Origin of the sequence: Marinitoga aeolica, assembly GCF_029910535.1 — a bacterium.
In the GTDB taxonomy this organism is placed as follows: domain Bacteria; phylum Thermotogota; class Thermotogae; order Petrotogales; family Petrotogaceae; genus Marinitoga; species Marinitoga aeolica.
Map to the genome: position 1 here is coordinate 466,621 of NZ_CP069362.1, position 19,351 is coordinate 485,971.

Annotated in this window: 19 protein-coding genes; all 19 read right to left on the reverse strand. The window is 27.7% G+C overall.

The window, feature by feature from the left end; translation table 11 throughout:
- Positions 1 to 10 precede the first annotated feature (10 nt).
- Positions 11 to 1,123, reverse strand: a complete 1,113-nt coding sequence (glgD, locus tag JRV97_RS02230; protein WP_280999796.1) for a glucose-1-phosphate adenylyltransferase subunit GlgD — start codon at positions 1,121 to 1,123, stop codon at positions 11 to 13.
- A 4-nt stretch (positions 1,124 to 1,127) separates the two neighbouring features.
- The gene (locus JRV97_RS02235; protein ID WP_280999797.1) at positions 1,128 to 1,778 is read right to left on the reverse strand and encodes a hypothetical protein; all 651 of its coding nucleotides are present in this window, start codon (positions 1,776 to 1,778) and stop codon (positions 1,128 to 1,130) included.
- A 4-nt stretch (positions 1,779 to 1,782) separates the two neighbouring features.
- Entirely contained in the window at positions 1,783 to 2,949 is a 1,167-nt protein-coding gene (locus tag JRV97_RS02240; RefSeq protein ID WP_280999798.1) for a class I SAM-dependent rRNA methyltransferase, read from the reverse strand.
- Positions 2,946 to 3,389 (reverse strand): nucleoside-diphosphate kinase, encoded by a 444-nt coding sequence (gene ndk, locus JRV97_RS02245; protein WP_280999799.1) that lies wholly within the window; start codon positions 3,387 to 3,389, stop codon positions 2,946 to 2,948. Before ndk ends, JRV97_RS02240 begins: the two co-directional genes overlap by 4 nt.
- Positions 3,389 to 4,018 (reverse strand): ABC transporter ATP-binding protein, encoded by a 630-nt coding sequence (locus tag JRV97_RS02250; protein WP_280999800.1) that lies wholly within the window; start codon positions 4,016 to 4,018, stop codon positions 3,389 to 3,391. Before JRV97_RS02250 ends, ndk begins: the two co-directional genes overlap by 1 nt.
- Entirely contained in the window at positions 4,011 to 5,084 is a 1,074-nt protein-coding gene (locus JRV97_RS02255) for an ABC transporter permease (RefSeq protein ID WP_280999801.1), read from the reverse strand. The genes JRV97_RS02250 and JRV97_RS02255 overlap by 8 nt, the downstream gene beginning before the upstream one ends.
- Positions 5,081 to 6,265, reverse strand: coding sequence for an LCP family protein (locus tag JRV97_RS02260; protein ID WP_280999802.1), 1,185 nt, complete (start codon positions 6,263 to 6,265; stop codon positions 5,081 to 5,083). The genes JRV97_RS02255 and JRV97_RS02260 overlap by 4 nt, the downstream gene beginning before the upstream one ends.
- A gap of 4 nt (positions 6,266 to 6,269) precedes the next feature.
- Positions 6,270 to 6,992: a hypothetical protein gene (locus JRV97_RS02265; protein WP_280999803.1), complete on the reverse strand. Its 723-nt coding sequence runs from the start codon at positions 6,990 to 6,992 to the stop codon at positions 6,270 to 6,272.
- 39 nt (positions 6,993 to 7,031) lie between these two features.
- Complete coding sequence (gene yqeK, locus JRV97_RS02270) at positions 7,032 to 7,589, reverse strand: bis(5'-nucleosyl)-tetraphosphatase (symmetrical) YqeK (protein ID WP_280999804.1); 558 nt, start codon at positions 7,587 to 7,589, stop codon at positions 7,032 to 7,034.
- A gap of 11 nt (positions 7,590 to 7,600) precedes the next feature.
- Entirely contained in the window at positions 7,601 to 7,882 is a 282-nt protein-coding gene (locus JRV97_RS02275; RefSeq protein WP_280999805.1) for a DUF503 domain-containing protein, read from the reverse strand.
- Between the two features lie 4 nt (positions 7,883 to 7,886).
- Positions 7,887 to 8,414 carry a cob(I)yrinic acid a,c-diamide adenosyltransferase gene (locus JRV97_RS02280; protein ID WP_280999806.1) on the reverse strand — a complete coding sequence of 176 codons (528 nt, stop codon included), beginning with the start codon at positions 8,412 to 8,414 and terminating at the stop codon, positions 7,887 to 7,889.
- A gap of 113 nt (positions 8,415 to 8,527) precedes the next feature.
- The gene (fusA, locus tag JRV97_RS02285) at positions 8,528 to 10,612 is read right to left on the reverse strand and encodes an elongation factor G (protein ID WP_280999807.1); all 2,085 of its coding nucleotides are present in this window, start codon (positions 10,610 to 10,612) and stop codon (positions 8,528 to 8,530) included.
- 26 nt (positions 10,613 to 10,638) lie between these two features.
- On the reverse strand, positions 10,639 to 12,480 hold the full coding sequence (locus JRV97_RS02290; protein WP_280999809.1) for a phosphodiester glycosidase family protein: 1,842 nt from the start codon (positions 12,478 to 12,480) through the stop codon (positions 10,639 to 10,641).
- Positions 12,480 to 13,799, reverse strand: a complete 1,320-nt coding sequence (locus JRV97_RS02295; protein ID WP_280999812.1) for a thymidine phosphorylase — start codon at positions 13,797 to 13,799, stop codon at positions 12,480 to 12,482. Before JRV97_RS02295 ends, JRV97_RS02290 begins: the two co-directional genes overlap by 1 nt.
- Positions 13,774 to 15,066 (reverse strand): ATP-binding protein, encoded by a 1,293-nt coding sequence (locus tag JRV97_RS02300; protein ID WP_280999814.1) that lies wholly within the window; start codon positions 15,064 to 15,066, stop codon positions 13,774 to 13,776. Before JRV97_RS02300 ends, JRV97_RS02295 begins: the two co-directional genes overlap by 26 nt.
- 50 nt (positions 15,067 to 15,116) lie before the next feature.
- The gene (locus JRV97_RS02305) at positions 15,117 to 15,848 is read right to left on the reverse strand and encodes a response regulator transcription factor (protein ID WP_129409892.1); all 732 of its coding nucleotides are present in this window, start codon (positions 15,846 to 15,848) and stop codon (positions 15,117 to 15,119) included.
- A 27-nt stretch (positions 15,849 to 15,875) separates the two neighbouring features.
- A complete protein-coding gene (locus tag JRV97_RS02310; RefSeq protein WP_280999817.1) occupies positions 15,876 to 16,301 on the reverse strand; it encodes a thioesterase family protein in 426 nt (141 codons plus the stop codon).
- Positions 16,273 to 18,162: an ATP-dependent zinc metalloprotease FtsH gene (ftsH, locus tag JRV97_RS02315; protein ID WP_280999819.1), complete on the reverse strand. Its 1,890-nt coding sequence runs from the start codon at positions 18,160 to 18,162 to the stop codon at positions 16,273 to 16,275. The genes JRV97_RS02310 and ftsH overlap by 29 nt, the downstream gene beginning before the upstream one ends.
- Complete coding sequence (gene tilS, locus JRV97_RS02320; RefSeq protein WP_280999820.1) at positions 18,149 to 19,099, reverse strand: tRNA lysidine(34) synthetase TilS; 951 nt, start codon at positions 19,097 to 19,099, stop codon at positions 18,149 to 18,151. Before tilS ends, ftsH begins: the two co-directional genes overlap by 14 nt.
- Positions 19,100 to 19,351: the final 252 nt, after the last annotated feature.

Genomic DNA, 19,351 nt, shown 5'->3' on the forward strand with positions numbered 1-19,351 from the left:
TTCATCCCCCCTATATAATCGTGCCTTTTTCTACTACTAATATTTTATCTTCACCTATAACTTTTTTCCCTTCTCTAATTTTACAATCTTTATCTATAACAGCATTTTTTATAACACTTCCTTCAGATATAATAGTATCCTGTAATATTATCGAATTTTCAACAATAGCCCCTGCTTTTATTCTTACACCTCTGGAAACTATAGAATTTTTTACAGTTCCATTTATTATCGTACCATCAGCAACAAATGCATTTTGAATATTCGCATTAATATTAATTTTAGGTGGCGCATAATCTTTTAATTTAGTATATATTTTGTTTGAATAAAATAATTCTTTTCTTACTTCATCTTTAAGAATATCCATATTTGTATTGTAATATGCTTTTATTGATTTTTTTATGTTTGACCAATACCCATCAAAATTATATGAAAAAACTCTTAATTTTTTCAAATTAGGCTGTATAATATCACTTACAATGTCTTTGCCACCATTAGGTATTGATGTATATAGTAATTCTATTAATAATGCTTTGTTTATAAAATATACTCCCAATGATATCCTATTAGATATTGTTTCCGTTGGTTTTTCATGAAATTCTAAAATTCTTCCATTTTCATCTGTCACTACCTGACCATATGTATTAATAAGTTCGTCATTAGTACACTCTTTGGTTAAAATAGTAATATCTGCAGCATTTAACAAATGATAATGATATAATTTTGTAAAATCAAAATTATATATATGATCTCCTGATCCAATTAAAACAAAATCTTCATCGCCTCTTCTTAACAATGTCATATTTTGAAATATTGCATCAGCAGTTCCTTTATAAACAGGTATTTCTTCTTTATTTTTAAAATATGGCTGCAATATAAATAATCCACCTGTTTTTCTGTCCAGATCCCATTCTTTACCACTTCCAAGATGATCCATTAAACTTCTTGGATAATACTGAGTTAGTACTCCTACTTTTTTTATTTTAGAATTCACAAAATTACTCAATGTAAAATCTATAGCCCTGTATTTACCAAAAATAGGTACTGCTGCACTTGCTCTTTTCTTGGTTAACTCTTTAATACCGCTTGTAGATGAACCAGCTAAAATTAAACCTAAAACTTTCATTTTATCAATCCCCCTTAAGAGTCAAAAGAAATTCTTTTTCAAGTTGAAACAATTTATCCTTATCTTTATCAGATATTTCAGGATACAAATAAGTATAATCTTTTCCAAAAATTTTTAAAAATTTAGCTAAAATATTTTTTTTAAATTTCGGATATTCGAATAATATTCTTATATTTTTCAACATTTTTTCATATGCATATTTATAACTAATTCCTTTCACACCAAATTCCTTCTCCAACATCAAATCAAAGTTTTTTGATATCTTTTCTATATTATTTACTTTTAATATTTTCCACCATTTATTTTCAATAAAATGTGTCCCTAAAAAGCGTAAGGACAAAATCTCATCAAAATTATATTCAAATTTGGTGTGTAATATAGACTCAGAATAATAAGAATTAATTATATGATGTAATTTTTCATCTAATTCCATGTGAGAAATAAACCCATAATAAAAATTCTCAGGAAAATTTTTCATTAATTCCCTATAATCATCTGAATTTAATTTATGCAGTTCATCACCTATTCTCTTATATTTCCCTTCATTTGCATAAAAAAATACATCTGGCCCCTGTGCCCCTAAATATAATTCAGGACCCCATATTTTTTGTGAATATTTCATAGAATATAGTATATGAGCCAATATACTGGGCATCTTCTCACCTCAGAACTCTTATCCATAAACATTTTAAATACAAACTTTCTGGTATTTGAATTATCCAGGGGTGGTCGTTTGATTGAGTAATAATATCAATATTTTGTAACCTGATACCTTGATTTTCAACGCTCCTTCTTAATGATTCAATTAATAATGATATATCTGCTTGATAGGCGCAACTACATAAACTTAAAATTCCATAATCTTTTAATCTTTTTATTCCCAGTTCTGATATTTTTTTAAAAATTTGAACACCTTTAAATCTCTCTGTTTTCTTTTTTATTAATGATGGAGGATCTAACATCATCAAATTAAAAGTTTCTTTTGTTTCTAAAAGAAAATGTTCGACATCATCAAATATTATTTCTATTTTATCTTCTATATGATTTATTTTTGCGTTTTCTTTCAATAACTCAAGGGCATACTCATCTTTATCTACCGCAATGACTTTTTTTGCACCATATTTTGCCATATTTAATGCAAATCCACCAGTATATGAATAAGCATCTAAACCTATTGAATCTTTAGAAAACTGCCTTATATAAACTCTATTTTTCCTTTGATCAAAGAAAAAACCCGTTTTTTGACCATTTTTTATATCAACTACATATTTTATTCCTTCCTCTTCAATAATAAAATTATCAGGTGGATTTTCTCCCCATAGCAATCCAACATTTCTCTCAAGATTTTCTTTTGATGTAGTTTCAAAATCACTTCTTTCATAAATACCTTTTATTTCTTTATTAAATACTTTCAATAATGCACTTATTATTTCATTTTTCTTATTTTCTACTCCTTTATTTCGAAATTGAATAACCAAAAAATTTTCATATTTATCTATAATTAATCCCGGGACACCATCAGCTTCTGCGTGAAAAAAACGATATGAATTTCCAAATCCCTTTCTTAAATTCAAAGATTTTATAAATTTTTTATAAAAAAATCCTTCATTTATTTCTTCATCACTCAAAGATAGAACTTTTACAGAAATATTTGATGATTTTGAAAATATGCCTTTACCTAGAAATTCAAAATTATAGGAAAATACATTACAAATTTCACCATCTTTTTTTTCTCCGGTGATTTCTGCAATTTCATCTTTAAATATCCATAAATATCCATTTTTTATTTTTTTTTCCTTACCTTTTTTTAATTTTATAATTATCATAAGTCGTGTTGCACATCCAATTTATAATTTAATATTTCATCTTCACTAAAGAATATTTTCATCTCTTTTTCGGCATTTTCATGAGAATCTGAAGCATGCACTATATTTTTTGTTACACTCATTCCAAATTCACCACGTATACTACCCGGAGAAGCTTTTAAAGGATCTGTATTGCCTATAATATGTCTTACCATTTCGACTACTCTTGGCCCTTCCAAAACCATCACAACTACAGGACCTGATAACACAAATTCTATTAATTCATTATAAAATGGTTTTCCTTCGTGTTCTTTATATAGCCTTTCTGCCTGTTCTTTTGTAGCGTTTATCATTTTCATTGCAATAATTTTTATACCTCTTCTTTCCAATCTACTTATTACTTCCCCTACTAATCCTCTTCTTACAGTATTTGGTTTTAAAAACAAAAATTCTCTTTCCATTAGAATTCCCCCTTTACTAATCCGTCTTCTAATAAGATTTTTTTATCACAAAAATCTATTAATTCTTTTTCATGTGAAACCACAACTATTGTTTTATTATATTGAATAAGATCCTTAAATAACTTAAATACAATTATTTTGTTTTCCATATCAAGGCTGCCTGTCGGCTCATCTGCAAGAATAAGTTTTATATTTCCAACTACTGCTCTTAATATACTCGCACGCTGCTTTTCTCCTCCAGATAACTCTCCAGGATATTTATCCATTATTTTACTTATTCCTAATATTTCTGCAAACTCTCTTATTTCTTTTAAATTTTCTTCTCCTTCTCTAATATATTGAGCTAATTTTGCATTTTCTAAAATTGTTAGTTCATTTATTAAATTAAAAAACTGAAATACAAAGCCTATATGTTTTTTTATATCTTTATTAAAAGCATACATGATCTTTCCCGACGATGGTTTTAATATTTTTCCCATTAAAAAAAGCAATGTGCTTTTCCCACTTCCAGAATGGCCATATATCCCATAATATTTATTTCTTTCTATTTTTAAATTTATGTTTTTTAAAACATTTGTTTTTCTATCGTAAGAAAAATATAAATTTTCTATTTCAATTAAACTATTCATTATGAAGCACCTCTATGGGATCAAAAGATAACAATTTTTTTGAGGATATACATGAAAAAAGGTAAGAAAGAGTTATAATGAATAAAAAACCTAAAACTATATCATTAAATGAAATATAAAAAGGTATTTTATCTATATAAAATACACCAGAAGGTAGTTTTATGTTTATTTTTTCTAATATTGTAATTGTTATTAAAGCAGAAAAAAGTCCAGAAATAAAACCAGTTACAGCTACTATTAAACTTTCAAAAATAAATATCATTGATATTTTTCTTTTTTCCATACCCATTGAAAATAATATTCCTATTTCTTTTTTTCTTGTAAAAATTGAATACATTACTGAATTAGAAATACTAAAACCACTCATTAATACCACAAAAAAAGTGATTATTAAAGCAAAGTATGAGTCCACTTCAACCGCCTTAGCAAAATTTTCATTTTGTTCTTCCCATGTTGTTGCAAGATAATCATTAAAATACTGTTTTTTAATTTTTCCTGCTTTTTTTGGATTTTTTAGATATATACCTGTATAATTTAAATATTCGACTTTTTCTTTTTTTACAATAAAAGAAGAATCTATAATATATATTCCTGAATGAAAAATACCTGTGATTTTTATATTTTTTAATCTGATTTTATTTTCTCCATCTGTATAAAATATATTTAGTGTATCTCCAGGTTTTAAGTTCATATTTTCTGCCATTACATTTCCTATAATACATCCAGAAGTATTTCCCTTAACTAACAATTCTTTATAATAATCAATATCATTTATTTCCCAATATGTAACTCCTATTCTTTTTTTATCTTTATTAAAAAAACCCTGATACGATGAAAAATATATCTTAAATTTTTCATCTTTTATATCTTTATCAATTTTCTCATATGCTATTATATGCGGATAAAAGGCGGTTAACGAATTTATAAGAGTTTTATCAAAACCTTTTATTACAGATAAAACAACAATCATTCCCCATACTCCAATGAATATAGAAAGAAAGGGAAATAAAAAATGTTTTTTATTTTTTTTTAAGAATCCATTTATTAATAAAAATACCTCTTTCATGAATTTTTCCCCACTAATATAATAATATCTGAATTTAATGTATTATAAAAATTATCACTTAAAAACTTGATAATCGAAAAATATAAATCAGGTTTTTGCTTAGCATCAATTATCTCAAAAGCTATATTGCCATACCTATTTTTTATCTCTTTCAGTATTCTTTCTTCATATTTTTTATTTTTTATTATCAAATAAGATTTATTATGCTGAATCCCGTTTATATCTGGCAATTTATCTACTATTTCAATTAAATAACCATTTGAATTCTTCCACTTATTTCTCATAACTGTATAAAAACTTAAATTAAAATTCTTCATATTATTAATTAATGTAATCCAAACCTTTTTATTATCTGAAGGTTTTTCAAAATAGGTTAAATATTTATTCATATATTTAATCTGGCTATTATCTAATTTGACATAATCGCCAACTACTTCTATTGGTAAAGAAAGAAAGTTTATATTAGATTTTTTAGAAACTATAAATAAAGAAAATAACTTTTCAAAATCAAAAGAATTTACTGTTCTATCTAAAACTTTATTTATAGAATACAATATCTTTGATAATCCTGAACTTCTTGCAGCATTCATTAGAGCAAACAAAACATCTTTTTGCCTCTTTATTCTTCCCAAATCACCTAATGCATCGTGCCTAAATCTCGCATAGTATAGTAATTCTTCACCATTTAGATAATTATATCCTTGTTTAAAATTAATATGTAAATTTTGATGATAATCTTCATAATACATATCTTTTGGTACATAAATCTTAACTGGTGCATATATATTGCCAATTTCCTTGAAAAGTCCATAATCAAAAATTAAATAATCTGATATTTTCACACTAAACATTTTTTGAATAATTTCCTGTAATTTTTTTATTCCATATTTAACATATACAGCATTTATCCTAATTGTTGAATTGTCAATGGTTACTAATAAATCCCTTGGAATGGGCAAAACAAGAATTTTTTCTTTCTTTTCACTGACGCCAACTAACAATATTGAATCAGTTCGAGAAACTTTTTCATTTACATCTGTAGTGTCCATTCCTAAAACTAAAAAATAATATGGATCCGGTAATTTCTCCATTTTTGCATATGTGTCTATAAAAGGGAAAAACATAGACATTATTACTATTATAGAAAAAATAATGCCCAATATATACATTAAAAATTTCATTTGATCACTCCAAAATTGTTTTTAACGATTCTAATGCTGTTTTATCTATATAATTCCTTTCTAATTGTTTTTTTAAGTCTGGCAAATTGATTAAAACAGGTTTTGACAATAATGTTTTTATTTCCAATTTATCATAACTTGTTATAGAATATTTTGAAAATGCTTGTAATAAAGCAAAAGCTCCATTATAAGATAAGTTAGTGTTACCATATTTTCTTATTTCATTTACGAGATTATTAGATACCAACATATCCATAATTCCAGATTTCCTGGTTTTTAATGTTTCAAATACATCATCAATTGAATTTCCATTACCTTTTAATATCGATAAAAAGCTTGTAATACTATCACTTTTTAAAATAAAATGGTATTTTATAGTAGATGGACTAATATCAAACATTTGTTCAAAGTTTGTTAAAGCTTCCTCTGGTTTTAACGAATCAATATATAATCCTTTTTCTGAATAAAAAATATTATCTGGACTCTTTACAACAAAAATCTTTCTTGACTGATTTTTTATTCTAATAAAATATAACTCTGTTTTTTTAGGTGTTTCATAAGTAATTAAATAACTTACCGCTTCAGCTTTCATTTCAGTAGTATTTTTTAAATTATTATAAAAATAAAAAATACCACCTATAATAACAATAATTATTAATAATAATATCACCCATATCCATTTTCCACTTGCTCTTCTGCTACCACCAACCTGAATTCTTGCTGCCAATTTATTCCACCTCCGTAAATTTTTATATCTAATTTATATTTATATATTATAATTCCACGCTTCAACTGTATCTGGCAATAAAAAATGATTCTTTTTAAGAGCATAAATAACTTTATTTTTTAAAATCTCTTTATATGCTTTTTCCAAATTATAAAAGGCCAATTCCCTATAATATTCAACATTTTCATATTCTCTGGTAGGTTCTATTGAATCAGATATAAATATTATTTTCCCAACAGTACCAAAAAATTTATATCCACTGGTATGATAATAAATAGCCTCATATACATCTTCAGGAATATTATATTCTCTTTTTAAATATTCTGCAGCTATCTTTCCATGTAATAATATAGGATGTTTCTTTTCTACATAAGATATATCTATCCCATATACCCTGGCAATTTTCAAAAACTTATATGGCTTTACATCTCTAAATAAATCATGCCCTAATGCTGCTATTTCAACACGCTCTTCCTCTATATTATATTTATCTGCCAACATTTTAGCAGTATATGCCACTCCCATAATATGTTTTAATCTACTTTCAGAAAGCATCTTTTTCAAGATTTTTTTTATTTCTTTTATTTTTTCTTCCAAAATTTTCACCTCTATATTATCTCATAATTAGAAATTACGAGATTTAATCCATATTTATATTCTATTTCATCTTCTAATTTCTCAAAAAAATTTAATAAAAAATCTCTATTTTGTGATAATGTAACTACTGTAATCTCAAAAAATTTTTTACTGTCATTAAAGTCACTTTCTACAATTGCTATATTATATTTCTTTCTAAAATCGTTAATAATTTTCTTTATTATACTTCTTTTTTCTTTTAGAGAATTTATATTAACTAATTCTACCTGATATGTTGCTACTAAAATCCTCATTAAATCACCATTTCTTATATTCTATTTTATTTATCAAGTATTCTTCATATCTTGCCATAACAAATAACAAATCCGACAATCTGTTTATATATTTTAAAAGGGGTTCAGAAATATCAGCATTTTTTGAAAGACTTACTATCCTTCTTTCTGCTCTTCTGACAATAGTTCGACATACATCCAATTTAGCTGATTCAATTGTATTACCTGTTAATACAAACCCTTTTAAATTTATTCTTTTTTCAAAAAACTTCACAAATTGAGTTATTTGCTCAACATCTTCATCATTTATTCGATATAAAAAATCTTTGTTTTTTGAAGCCAATTCTCCTGCAACTTTAAACAGATCATTTTGTATCATATTTATGATATTCTTTACTTTATATGATTTAACATAATGTTTTGCTTCTCCTAAAAAAGAAGATAATTCATCTATTGTTCCATAGGCTTCTACTCTTAAATCATCTTTGGAAACCCTTTCTCCTGACCACAAACTTGTTTTACCTTTATCTCCTCCGCCAGTACTTATGGACATCGATCTTCCTCCTTATTATTCTTTCTTACTTTATTATACCATTTTATATGTGAAAAATTAAGAACTTTTTTATTTTAAAAAACAAAAAAGCGGTTGCCTCGCAACCGCTTTTATTATTCTTGTTCTGCTTTCTCTCTTTCTCTTTCTTGAATAATTTTCTGTTGAATATCTGGAGTTACTTCTTGATATGTTGAAAATTTCATTGTAAAATACCCTTTACCACTTGTTATAGAACTCAACCTTGGAGAAAAATCTAACATTTCAGCAAGAGGTATTTCAGCATCTATCCTATCCATTCCTCTACCCATTGATTGCATACCCATAGGTCTACCTCTTTTTGAAGATATTTCTCCCATTACATCTCCTGTATATTCTGTAGGAGTAAAAACTTCAACTTTCATAATTGGTTCAAGAATTACAGGATTAGCATTTTTCATTCCATCTTTAAATGCTTGTCTTGCAGCAATCTGGAAAGCTATATCTGATGAATCAACATCATGATAAGAACCATCAAACAATGTAACTTTTATATCTACAACTGGATATTCTGCAACTACACCTTTTTTCATTGCTTCTTTTATCCCTTTATCAACTGATGGAATAAAGTTCTTTGGTATAACACCACCAACAATTTTATCAACAAACTCGTATCCTTCTCCCCTTGGTAATGGCTCAATCTCTATTTTAACATGACCATATTGGCCATGACCACCTGTTTGTTTTTTGTGCTTGTATTCCGCAACAACTTTTCTCCTTATTGTTTCTCTATAAGCTATTTTTGGTTTTCCTACTTCTACATTTACTTTAAATGTTTTTTTCAATCTCTCAATCATAATTTCAAGATGTGTAGTTCCCAAGCCTGATACAATTGTTTCTCCCGTTTCTGGATCAAATTCCCAGGAGAATGTAGGATCAGATTCTTGTAACTTTGATAACGCGTTATTAACTTTATCAATTTCATTTTTCGATGTTGGTTTCACTGACTTTGAAATCATTGGTTCCGGAAATTCAGGAACATCTACTTTAATCAGTCTTGAAGAATGAGCTACTGTATCATTTATTCTACTTTTCTTAAGCTTTGGAACAACTATAATATCCCCAACACCAGCTTCTGATACTTCTTCATTCTTATCAAATTTTGGAATATATATATGAGATACCTTTTCATTTGAATCTTCCTGAACTTCTACAAATGAATCTCCTGATTTTACTGTTCCTGATAAAACCCTAATATAAGTTAATTTTCCAACAAATGGATCAACTGCATTTTTCACAACAAGACCAACAAATGGTTCTTCTTCTTTTCCTTCTATTTTAAATTCTTTATCTTCTATTTTCCCATTAAAAATTCTTTCTGATGGACGCATTCCAACTAATCTAATCATTTCCATAAATCTATCCAAACCAATATTTTTCTCTGCGGAACCAACTACAATAGGGACAATCTCATCATCTTCAAAAGCCTGATGCAATGCCTTAAAGACATTTTCTGGGTTTAAAGCCTCTTCGCCTTCTTCTAAATATTTTTCCATCATTGCTTCATTTGTCTCTACCACATCTTCAATTAATTCTTGATGATAATCTTCATAATAGGTTTTTGATATTTCTGGAATATCATTTAACTTTTTGTCATTCCCACTTTGATTCATTTCATATTCGAAAGCTTCATGGGTAATTAAATTTACTATGCCTTTAAATTCTGGTCCTTCTCCAACTGGAACCTGTAATGGTACTACCTTAACTCCATCTTCAAATGCTTCTTTTATTGAGGAGACTAATTCTCCAAAATTTACTCCTTCTTTATCCATTTGATTTATAAATAGAAAGATAGGTTTTTTATTCGCTCTTGCTATTTTCCATATTCTTTCAGTTGTAACTTCAATTCCAGAATTTGCATTTACAACTAACACTACATTGTCAACTGCATTAATTGCTACATCTATATCTCCGAGAAAATCTGACATACCTGGTGTATCAAAAAAATAGAATCTTGTGTCATTATAATCAACAGATACTACATGATTTGAAAATGTTGCCCCTTTATCTTTTTCTACCTCTTCGGAATCCAAATATCTTTGACCTATTCTATCTGCTCCACTATAATTTTTTAATATAGCATCCATTAACGTGGTTTTCCCACATCCATGATGCCCAAAGAGCCCCACTATCCTTTTTTTATCTGGTTTAATATTAGCCATATAATACACCCCCACTGTTAGAATATCTATTTTTTCTTAAACACCCCCAAGAAGGCGGGAATTTTATTTCTCCAATTTTCAGATCTATAATTTAAGACCTTACCATTATAATAAAATATAGATGAACTTCCCCCATCAAGCATCATCGCCTGTTTTATATTTCCTATCTTCTCCAACAATAATTGAGCCTCATCATAATTTATACCTGGGTTAGATTCCATATACCCATCAACTACTATAAATAATACCATATTATCGTTATCAATTGCAACTATCGTTCTAGGTGTTTTTCGATTAATAATGCTTGATGAGTAAGCGAGTTTCTCTTCTTTTAGCGCTTCTTGCATTAAATCGTCAGTTATTACCAAAGGTCCACCTTCAACCATTTCTTTTATCGATATTTTTTGGTTAATATCAATATTAAAAATAACCTCATCACCTTCATTAATATCAGAGATATATTTTTTATATTTTTTATCAATCAGCAATAATCTCTGATCTTTAATAGGTCTTTCTTTACCAATATGAACAATATAACCATTTTCTATAAGTAAAAAGATATAATCATCTTCACTTTCATTAATTTTACCTTTATATTCGCTTGTATATAGTTTAACATCACCTTTCCATGCAGTATTTATTGCCTTTATCCAGAACGGAACATCTTTCACATATATTTTATACTCCATAACAATATCTTTTATTACAGGATTACCATAATTATCAAGGATGAAACAGGGTCTTAGGTATGATGAAATATGCTGAATTTTACCTTCAGTTATGATTTTTCCAATTGGTTCCAATGTTGAAACATCAAAATATCCTGCATTTATTGCAATCAAAGGTTTTGTCTTATTTAAAAACTTCTCTGCATCTTCTGGAGAACCCAAATTATTAAATAAAACCTTTATCTCAAGTTCCTTTGGATTTATTCTTGCGATATGAACAGGAATGATCCTTCCATTTAAATCTATCATTTTATTTTCCACTTTTAATAATTCGGTATCAAGTGTTATTCTTTCTTGATTATTATTGATTTTTTGTGATTTAACATATGTATTTTGCTGATTTTTTATCTCATTTAACTTTTGTTCTAAAGGAGATGCCTGAACACTTTCTTCGCTTTTTTTAGTATTACTTTTATAAACTGTTTTACTAGATTTTGTTTTATCATTTGCCTTATTATCGGTGGAGTTATTTTCATCTGGATTTATTTTAGATTCATTTAAAGTAAATATAACACTTCTCTTGGATATAGTCATATCATAACTTTCAAAATTCTTTATCGTATATTTTATTATATTGTCTGATACTACTTTATAATCAATATCTGCCGGCACTGGAAACTCATTTATTGCTGGAAAGATTAGAAATCCATCCTTTTCTATTTTAAGCATTTTTTCATTAATTAAATGACTTAATGTAAAAATAATTTTATTAAAAGAATATTCTATTTTTATTACTCTTGGAATGCTTTTATATATGAATATATCATCATTTAATCTAAATGACTTAAGAGAAAAAAAATCTTTAATTGCATCTAACCATACATATAATTTTTCATCCTTTGATATTACGGCAGATGAATATGCTCTATTAATATTAAAATTAACTCTTGCTGTTCCCTTTATTAAGTCTAATTCTAATATATCATTATTTTCTGGATTCGAAAGATATACAATGTTTTTGGATGGGAATTGCTGAAGTTTAAAAAACTTCACAAATTCTTCAACATCAATATATATTTTATTTGAAAACAACATATTGTTAAATTCTGTAGATTCCTTTGTTATGCCGATATAATAAATATTTGAAAAAGATAATATAGAAAACAACACAGTTAATATAAGAAATAATTTCTTATACATTATTTACCTCCTACTATTTTCTCATATATCAATTTCATTTTTTCTTCTTTGGGAGGATTACTTGTTATTTTGTATGCTGCTTTTAATAAATCCAATGCTTCTTTCACATTACTTTTATCGGAAACATACAATTTTGCAATTATATCTCCTTTTGATACTTTAACTCCCAATTTTTTCAAAATCTTAATTCCAACAGAATAATCAATTTCGTCTTCTTTTTTCTTTCTTCCAGCACCGAGAACCATTGAAGCTATTCCTACTTTTTCTGTATCTATATGAGAAATAAATCCATCTTCTTCAGCCCTGAACTCCACTATTTCTTTTGAAATAGGTAAAATTTCTTCTGGATTATCAACAACTTTCTCATTACCGCCTTGAGATTTAATCCAATTTCTCATAACTTCTAACGCTTTACCATTTTCAATATTTTCTTTTAATATTTTTTTAGCATTTTCGTAGGTATATAAACCTGATAAATCTAACATATTTGCACCTAGTTCTATACATAATTCAGTAAAGTCTTCTGGTCCTTTCCCTTTCAATGTTTCGATTGCTTCAAGTACTTCCAATGAATTACCTACATTATCTCCTAATGGTTGATCCATGTTTGTAACTAAAGCTACAATTTTTCTGTTATTTAATTCTGCTATTTCAACCATAGATTTTGCTAATTCTATTGCATCATTTATATTTTTCATAAATGCACCGCTACCAGTTTTTACATCTAAAACAATCCCATCCGAACCTACAGCCAACTTTTTACTCATAATACTTGCTGAGATCAATGAAATTTCATCAACTGTTGCTGTAACATCTCTTAATGCATATATTTTTTTATCCGCTGGAGCAATGTTACCAGTTTGACCTGCAACTACCATTCCTACTTCATTTGCAATCTTAAAAAATTCATCTTTAGATATTGCTGTTTGAAATCCTGGAATTGCTTCTAATTTATCTATAGTTCCACCTGTATGTCCTAAACCTCTACCTGATAATTTTGATACTTTTAATCCCGCAGAGGCAACTAATGGTCCTACTGCAAGTGTCGTTTTATCTCCAACACCTCCTGTTGAATGCTTATCAATTTTAATTCCTTTTATACCAGATAAATCAATTATATCTCCACTATCTCTCATCACCATCGTTAAATGATATCTTTCTTCCTTTGTCATACCATTAAAATATATAGCCATTAACCATGCTGAAACTTGATAATCTGGTATTTGACCATTTACATATCCATTTATCATAAATTCTATTTCTTCTTTTGTGTTAATTTCACCATTTCTTTTTTTATAAATTATATCTACCGGTCTCACTATTATTCCTCCCTTTAAACATAATTTTTACCAATGTTCCTTGATTTTCTTCACTATCAACTTCAATATATGCTCTATGCTTTTCCAGTATTTGTTTTACTATATATAACCCAAGTCCTGTACCAGGAACCTGTCTTGTCCTTGATTTATCTACTCTATAAAAGAGATTAAATATTTTATTTCTCTCACGTTCAGGAATTCCTATTCCTGTATCTTCAACTTCTAAAATAACCTCATCATTTTCACCATACAATCTGATATGTATCTCTTTTTTATCTGAATCTTTTATATGTGTAAATTTCACAGCGTTGTCTAATATATTATATATTGCCTGCATTAATCTATCTTCATCACCAATTATTGTTAAATCTTCCTCAATTTCTAAACTGATGTTTATATCCATTTCTTTCGTTAAGGAATTAAAAATCAAATGCATTTTCTTTAATAAATTTGAGAGATTTACTTCTTTAAATTGATACTCATAATCTTTTCTTTCCAAACGACTAATATCTAATAAATCATTTATTAATCTCGTCAGTCTTGAAGATTCATCTTCTATAATATTTAAAAATCTTAAAGCTTGTGGAGATAATTTTTCATTACTCATTAATAATGTTTCTGAATATCCATGAATTACAGTTAGAGGTGTTTTTAATTCATGAGACATTATAGTTAGAAATTCTCTCCTCATCAAATCCAATTCTTTTTCTTTAGTAATATCTCTCAATACTACAATTCTATAATTTTGATTTTTTTCTGATTCTAAAAAAATCTTTTTTATTTCGCAATGAATAAATGATTTTTTGGGACTATATACTATAATTTCATCACTAATATTTTCATCCAATCTATAACTCCTTAATATCATATCTATTAAATTATGATCTTCTAATATTTCTGATAATGTTTTTCCTAAGAAATCTGAAGTTATGAAAAGATTTTGAGCACTTTTGTTGGCATAATCCAAAATCAGTGTATCAGAACTTTCAGAATAAAAAACAAGCATAATAGCTTCAGATATATTATTTAAAACAGAATATATATTTTTTCTTTTCATCTTTTCAAAAAGAACTTTTTTATTCAAATTATTAATTTTTTCTTCTAAAGAATGTATCAAGTATTCAACTGCAGGATCATTAGCACTAATAGACAATACTTTGGATATAGAAACTTTTAATTTGTGATTTTCTTTTTTTATTTCCAGGTAATTTGAGAAAAAAATATAAAAAACTATTAAGAATAATAATATTATTAATGCATAAAACATTCTATCACCTATTTCAAAAAAGCGACAGACTCATCTGTCGCTTTTTGTTTTTAGTAGTCCAATTTTTCTTTTCCAGGATCTCTAAATTTATATCCTTTTCCTCTTACTGTAATAATATATTTTGGATTTGATGGATCCTCTTCTATTTTAGTTCTTAATCTTCTTATATGAACATCAACAGTTCTTGTATCTCCAAAATAGTCATAACCCCATAATTTATCTAATAAAACATCTCTGCTAAATACTTTTCCTTCATTTTTAGCTAAGAAAGTTAATAATTCAAATTCTAATGGAGTTAATTCTACAGGATTACCTCTGATTAAAACTTCATATCTTTCTGTATCAATTTCTAAATCCTTAGCAATAATCTTTTTTGGTCCTTCTTCTTTTATTTGCATTGCTTGTTGTTGTCTTCTAAATATTGATTTTATTCTGGCAATTAATTCTCTTACATTGAATGGTTTTGTTACATAATCATCACTACCTAATTCTAATCCTGCTACTTTATCTGCTGGATCATCTTTAGCACTAAGAATCAAAACAGGAGCATTTTTAAACTTTTCATTACTTTTTACTGTTCTAATAAAATCAAAACCATCCATAGAACCTGGTAGCATGATATCTACGATGAAGAAATCTACCTCTTTTTCCTCAATCATCTTAACTGCTTCATCAGCATCTGAAGCTAAAACTACATCATAACCTTCTTTTGTAAGATTGAAGTTTAGCATTTCGGAAATAGCTGGATCATCTTCAATAATCATAATAACTTTTTTGCCCATTTTTGTTCCTCCCTTCAAAATATACATTTAAATTAATTTTGATGATTTTTCATTAGTTCTTCTTTTTAAAGCTTTTTTATTTACTATAACCCTTTTGAATTCAGCTTCGGCAATTTTTTCCATTTCATCATAAACCTCAGCTAAAAACTTTATTCTATTTTCTTTTACATAAACAATTTTTAATTTTATAAATACCTTAAACCCATATGGTGTAGGTGCAATATGATTGATCTTTGCAGAAGAAACTACTGCAACATGTTCTGGAATTAACGGTTCTAATATCTCTGTTGAAGCTCTAAATATCTCTTCTAATAAAGCTGTTGTGGATAATAAATGAAAGTCTTTATATTCCTCTTTCTCTGACCACAAAAAACTTTCATCATTAACACTAAACGAAAAGTTATATTCTTTCCCCTCCAGGTCCTCAATTTCTTTCCAAATCACCTCCATCATCTTCCACCTCCTCATCTGAGGATTTAGCTTTTTTTACACCCAACAATTCATTTAATTCATCTCCACTTAATGTTTCTTTTTCAAGTAAAACATTAGCTATTTCATGCAATTTATCTATATTTTCCTCTAAAATCCCTTTGGCTTTTTCATATGATTCAATTATGATTCTTTTTATCTCATTATCTATTTCATTAGCTGTTTCTTCACTATAATTTTTCATTTTTGCGAGTTCTTTTCCAAGAAATACTTCTTCTTCTTCTGCTCCCCAGGCTATTGGGCCCAACCTTTCGCTCATCCCAAACTTCAATATCATAATTCTTGCATATTCTGTAGCTTTTTGTAAATCATTTGCTGCTCCACTGGTTATTTGATTAAACACAAGTTCCTCTGCAGCTCTACCTCCCAATATTCCTGTTATTCTATCCAGTATTTCTTCTTTGGTCATCAAATATTTGTCTTCTAAAGGCAATTGCAATGTGAATCCTAAAGCCTGATGCCCTCTTGGTACAATAGTAACCTTATGAACTGGATCTGCATTAGGCAATAATGACCCAACAATTGCATGACCTAATTCATGATAAGCAATAATCTTTCTTGTTTTTTCTGAAATTATTCTGCTTTTTCTTGCAGGTCCTGCTATAACCCTATCTATCGCTTCCTCTAATTCATTCATTTCAATGATTTTTTTGCCTTTTCTTGCTGAAAGTAACGCAGCTTCATTTATTAAATTCTCAAGATCTGCACCGGAAAAACCTGGTGTTCTTCGAGCTAAAACTTCTACATCTATATTTGGTGATATTGGTTTTCCCCTCATATGTATTTTCAATATTTGCTCTCTACCCTTTACATCTGGCATATCAAGAATAACCTTTTTATCAAATCTACCTGGTCTTAATAAAGCTTTATCAAGTATATCCGGTCTGTTAGTTGCAGCCATTACTATAATACCAACCCTTGGGTCAAAACCATCCATTTCAACAAGTAATTGGTTTAATGTTTGTTCTCTCTCATCATGACCACCACCTAATCCAGCGCCTCTTTGCCTTCCAACCGCATCAATTTCATCAATAAATATTATCGCAGGAGCATTTGCCTTGGCTTGTGCAAATAAATCCCTCACTCTTGCCGCTCCAACACCAACAAATAGCTCAACAAAATCAGATCCACTTATATAAAAGAAAGGTACTTTAGCTTCTCCAGCTACAGCTCTAGCGATTAATGTTTTACCTGTACCTGGAGGGCCAACCAACAAAATACCTTTTGGCATTCTAGCTCCCATTTTATTAAATGCTTGTGGATTTTTTAAGAATCTTACTATATCTTCTAATTCTTCTTTAGCTTCATCAACCCCAGCAACATCATTAAAGGTTACTCTCTCTTTTTCGGGATCATATTTCCTTGCAGGACTTTTCGTGAAGTTCATCCCCTGCGGCCCTCTACCCGTTAATGGCCTTAACATCATCATCCATAAGAATATTAAAATAATGAAAGGAATTATATAACTTAAAATACCATATAACCAACCCGATGTAACATCTTGTTTAAAATCTACCTCTATATTTTTTTCTATTAATTTATCAACAAAATTAGCATCTCTTAATATTACAGGTGCAAATAACTCATATGTTTGTCCATCTATAGTCTTCACATTAATATTACCGGTATCTTTTACTAAAACCCTTGAAACTTTCCCACGATCAACTAAATCAACAAATTCTGTGTAACTGATAGTCAAACTTGATGTGTCCACCGTCATTCCTCTTATAATAAAAAATATTATAAGACCTATAACAAAATAAACAGCAATGACTCCAAGTAATTTTTTCCTATTATTGCTATTTGGTCCTTTATTTTCCGCCAAGAGATTTTACCTCCTTTGATATATAAAGCATATTTTTTTCTTTTTCCAACAATATATTATTAATTTTTCTTTTGCCTTTTGATTTCATACTTAATATCTTTTCAACTTCTTTTTTTGATGGTGGTAATTCGTTTAAATTTAAAAAAATCATTCTTAGTATTTCTTTATCCAAAAAATCATTATTTAACTTTAATTTATGTACATTATTTTCTATCTGAACACGTTCTTTATATATGATGTTGAGGAAATTTCTATATTCCCAGGTTATCTCTGCAAATCTTAAAATAGCATTTTCATATTTTTCATTTATTTCATATAACTTAGGTAATATTTCATGCCTTATTTTATTCCTTGCATATTTTGTATCATAATTAGACTCATCAATAACATATTTAACATTGTTAATTGTAACATATTTTTCCAGATTTTCAAAATTTAAACTTAATATCGGTCTTGTAACATTTTTGTATATTGGTAACACACCAGCAATTCCAAAAATACCCGTTCCTTTTGTTAATCTATATATTACAGTTTCAGATAAATCTTTCGAATAATGAGCTATAGCTATTTTATTATATTTTTTTGCTTCTAAAATTTCATTAAAAAATTCATATCTCAGCTTTCTTGCTGCTTCTTCAATTCCTAATTTATTTGTCATTGCATAAGTTTTTACATCCATTTTTTTTGAATAAAATGGAAGGCTCCTTTTTCTACACTCTTTTTCTACAAATCTTTCTTCTTCATCTGCAGTATTCCTTAAAGAGTGATTAAAATGCGCTACTCCCAAGGAAATATTTAAATTATCTTTTAGTTTAAATAATATATCCATCATAGCCATTGAATCTCTTCCACCAGAAACTCCTAATAATACTCTATCTCCTTCTTCATACATATTATATTTTCTTATAAATTTTAATACTTCATATTCTAACTTCATTTTTACATCTCCAATCTCTTTCTTAAATAATTATAACATATTTTTTTTATTTATTTTAAAAAAAAAGATTTCAACTACATCATATGATGTCTAAAAAGTTAAGTCATTAGTTATTTGCGAAGCAAAAGCTTAAGAAATTTTCGAGCCTTCATTTCTTTTTAAACTTTTTTGATACTCCAATAATAAATAAAAAAATTCTCCCGAAAGGAGAATTTTAGTTTAAGGTTTTTACTAAAAATATCTTAAAATTTT

Bases quoted from the DNA above. Each gene is read 5' to 3' on its own strand.
- JRV97_RS02310 (WP_280999817.1), bottom strand. From the start codon at position 16,301: ATGATGGAGGTGATTTGGAAAGAAATTGAGGACCTGGAGGGGAAAGAA.
- JRV97_RS02235 (WP_280999797.1), bottom strand. From the start codon at position 1,778: ATGCCCAGTATATTGGCTCATATACTATATTCTATGAAATATTCACAA.
- JRV97_RS02300 (WP_280999814.1), bottom strand. From the start codon at position 15,066: ATGTTTTATGCATTAATAATATTATTATTCTTAATAGTTTTTTATATT.
- JRV97_RS02240 (WP_280999798.1), bottom strand. From the start codon at position 2,949: ATGATAATTATAAAATTAAAAAAAGGTAAGGAAAAAAAAATAAAAAAT.
- tilS (WP_280999820.1), bottom strand. From the start codon at position 19,099: ATGAAGTTAGAATATGAAGTATTAAAATTTATAAGAAAATATAATATG.
- JRV97_RS02275 (WP_280999805.1), bottom strand. From the start codon at position 7,882: ATGAGGATTTTAGTAGCAACATATCAGGTAGAATTAGTTAATATAAAT.
- JRV97_RS02260 (WP_280999802.1), bottom strand. From the start codon at position 6,265: ATGAAATTTTTAATGTATATATTGGGCATTATTTTTTCTATAATAGTA.
- JRV97_RS02255 (WP_280999801.1), bottom strand. From the start codon at position 5,084: ATGAAAGAGGTATTTTTATTAATAAATGGATTCTTAAAAAAAAATAAA.
- JRV97_RS02290 (WP_280999809.1), bottom strand. From the start codon at position 12,480: ATGTATAAGAAATTATTTCTTATATTAACTGTGTTGTTTTCTATATTA.
- fusA (WP_280999807.1), bottom strand. From the start codon at position 10,612: ATGGCTAATATTAAACCAGATAAAAAAAGGATAGTGGGGCTCTTTGGG.
- ndk (WP_280999799.1), bottom strand. From the start codon at position 3,389: ATGGAAAGAGAATTTTTGTTTTTAAAACCAAATACTGTAAGAAGAGGA.
- JRV97_RS02305 (WP_129409892.1), bottom strand. From the start codon at position 15,848: ATGGGCAAAAAAGTTATTATGATTATTGAAGATGATCCAGCTATTTCC.
- glgD (WP_280999796.1), bottom strand. From the start codon at position 1,123: ATGAAAGTTTTAGGTTTAATTTTAGCTGGTTCATCTACAAGCGGTATT.
- JRV97_RS02280 (WP_280999806.1), bottom strand. From the start codon at position 8,414: ATGTCCATAAGTACTGGCGGAGGAGATAAAGGTAAAACAAGTTTGTGG.
- JRV97_RS02250 (WP_280999800.1), bottom strand. From the start codon at position 4,018: ATGAATAGTTTAATTGAAATAGAAAATTTATATTTTTCTTACGATAGA.